Origin of the sequence: Clostridium sp. C8-1-8, from assembly GCF_009928445.1 — a bacterium.
Classification (GTDB): domain Bacteria; phylum Bacillota; class Clostridia; order Clostridiales; family Clostridiaceae; genus Clostridium_AR.
The window spans coordinates 165,136-168,015 of sequence record NZ_JAABNO010000012.1 but is presented as its reverse complement, the minus strand read 5'-3'; the positions used below and the strand labels follow the sequence as shown (position 1 = coordinate 168,015).

Below are 2,880 nucleotides of genomic sequence, written 5' to 3'. Positions count from 1 at the left end.
GTGGAGGAGGGGAAAAGAAGGCGATAATATCAAGTTCTTACCTATTCCTATAGACAGGGTTGTACTAATTAAATGCAAGATACTATAATCCAGAATGGGGAAGATTTATTAATGCAGATGGAATAGTTGTCACTCCTGGTGAACTTCTATCTGCGAATATGTTTACTTATTGTTTGAATAACCCTGTGAACATGGCTGATTCTAGTGGTAACTTTCCTTTTGTACTTAGTTTTTTTGTAGAAGCTGTGGTAGCAGCGGTGGAAGTATTAGCAACAGTTTTATCAGCACCTGTAGTTGTAGGTGGTGCACTAATTGGAGCAACAGGACTACTGATATATTCAGCGTATCAATATTATAAAGGGCATAGTACATCATATGCAGATAGCTCAACTACTGAGAATAATAAAACATCAAGTTCACCACAAGATAAGACAAAGACTTCCAGTAAAGGGAGAAGTAAAAATAAACTTAAACCTGACCCGAGTGCTCAGTGGGACCATACTACATTTAAACGAAATCCAGATACGGGTGAAATAACAAACTATGAAACATGGAGACCGAATCCTAAAAATCCAACTGGATTTGACAGTGTAAAACGATATGATGGAACGGGGAGTCCCCATAAGAATCCAGTTACAGGAGAAGAATTAATGCCGAATGTTCATGATAAAACAGTACCAGGTGGTGTTAGGTCACCTTTACCTTGGGAAATACCTATAAAACCATGATGGATAATGATTATAGTTATGAAGGAGTCTGATAAAATGAATATGTTAGATTGGGTACAAAATTGGTATCTAAGTAATTGTGATGGAGACTGGGAACATTGTTATGGAATAAAAATTTATACTTTAGATAATCCAGGATGGTCAGTAAACATTGATTTGACAGATACTTATTTAGAGTTCTCAAAATTTGAGTTAATACAAAAATATATTAATGATACTAACTGGATACATTGTAATGTTGTAGATGGAGTATTTAAAGGTGGAGGTAGTGCAGATAAATTAGAAGAAATATTAAGAATTTTTTCAGAATGGGCAACAGCAAATAATGAAAATACTATAACTGATTAGCAAAATTATAGGAAGAGCTGGCTACAAAATACTGATAAATTCAATGCATAAGTTTGAAGATAAATACCAAGTCACGGAAAGAATACGGTTATTAAGTCTTTGGAGAATTCTATGGCTACATAATTAGAATTCTGTAGTGAGAGTTAGATTAAAAAATTAAAAGAAGTATCAAATATATATTCTAATTATAATAACATCAAGAGCTGACGTTTAGAGCGTTAGCTCTTTTATTAGTCTAAGAATAAATGAAAGGGGAATAGGCATGGCAACAGATTTTGTTGAGAAATTTACAAGATACTTAAAGGAAGATGGTAAGAGCCCCAAAACGTAAGAGTAAGTGAACTTTGTAGTATAAGAATTAACAACATTGATTTTCTAACTAGTCATCTAAAGATACATGGTAAAGGTGGAAAGATTAGAGAAGTACCACTAAAGAATGAAGTAGTTGAAGCAATTAAGGAATATTTAGTTGAGCGTAATGATAGTGAATTTAGTGATTTATAATATCTAATTTTGGGACAAAGGGGAGCATTGAAAAGCGATGCCATCAATACACTGCTGGAGAAATACACAAAGGAATTGGAACTAGGAATCAAATTGAAGACACATACTTTCAGACATACTTTTTGTACAAGATTTGTAAGTAAAGGAGGGGCCCTAACGACTGTAAGTAAACTAGCAGGACATAGTAGTATTGAAACTACAGCTAAACTCTATATCAATAGCAGCAAAGAAGAAAAGATGAGGGCAGTTAGCTTGTTATAGATGGAGGAAAATGAAATGATGATATTATACAGCTTTAAAGAAATCAAAGAAACAGATATTCATTGTTTTACTAGGATATGTTGATATTCTTTTTGAAGCGATTAAAGATATTATTAATAATAAGCCTAGAAAATATAATGCAGATAATATTATCAGATTATAGAATAAGACTATCAAATTTGGTAAAATATTATTAACAAAGGAAGTGGTAAAGTGAAATTTAATTTTGATGATAAAATGATTCTAGATCCTAAGAACGACGTAGTATTTCAAAAAATATTTGGGAGTCCAGAAAATGAAGATATACTAATAAGTTTTTTAAATGCTTTACTAGAGAGAACAGAAAAAGAGAAAATAAAGCATGTGGAATATGTTGATACTAAATTATCAGACATTGAAGCGATAGACGATAAGATAGGGATTTTAGATGTAAGAGTAGTAACAGAAAAAGATATTCATATTAATATAGAGATACAACTTATAAATAGATACAATATGATAAATAGGACACTTTTCTACTGGTCTAGATTGTATTCAAATCAGATAAAAAAGGGAGAAAATTATAAGAATTTAAATAAGACTATAACAATAAATATATTGAATTTTAATTATATAGATAGCAGAAAGTATCATACAACATATCACTTATGGGAAGACGAAGAAAAAACAAAACTTACAGATATATTAGAGATACATTTTGTAGAACTACCAAAGTTTTTAGACGAAAAACCAGAACTCAATAACAGTTTAGATATGTGGCTTGCATTTTTAACAAAATCAGAAAAGGAGGTAAGCGAAATGGGAGAACCAGCAATAAGAAAAGCAATAACTGTACTGGATATGCTAAGTAGAGATCCTGAAACAGTAAGACTTGCTGAACTTCGAATGAAGCAAATACTAGATGAAAAAAGTATGGTCGAAGGAGCAAGAGAAGAAGGTAAAATCGAAGGAATGGCTGAAGGGCGAGAAGTAGGAAAGATCGAAGGAATGGCTGAAGGGCGAGAAGTAGGAAAGATCGAAGGAATGGCTGAAGGGCTGT

General features: G+C 32.3%; 2 protein-coding genes and 2 pseudogenes. All 4 read left to right on the top strand.

All coding sequences use genetic code 11. The annotated features are described in order from the left end of the window. Nucleotides 1-83: 83 nt before the first annotated feature. Nucleotides 84-728, top strand: a pseudogene (locus GXK57_RS14050) (RHS repeat-associated core domain-containing protein); the annotation flags it as partial. A 36-nt stretch (nucleotides 729-764) separates the two neighbouring features. Beyond that, on the top strand, nucleotides 765-1,076 hold the full coding sequence (locus GXK57_RS14045) for an immunity 53 family protein (protein WP_160677499.1): 312 nt from the start codon (nucleotides 765-767) through the stop codon (nucleotides 1,074-1,076). A gap of 351 nt (nucleotides 1,077-1,427) precedes the next feature. Beyond that, nucleotides 1,428-1,841, top strand: a pseudogene (locus tag GXK57_RS14040) (tyrosine-type recombinase/integrase). A 213-nt stretch (nucleotides 1,842-2,054) separates the two neighbouring features. After that, nucleotides 2,055-2,880, top strand: an 826-nt coding sequence (locus GXK57_RS14035) for an Rpn family recombination-promoting nuclease/putative transposase (RefSeq protein WP_160677496.1), incomplete at its 3' end; no start/stop codon positions are given.

What these genes read in the sequence shown, in the direction of transcription:
- GXK57_RS14045 (WP_160677499.1), top strand. Translation starts at nt 765, where the DNA reads ATGAATATGTTAGATTGGGTACAAAATTGGTATCTAAGTAATTGTGAT.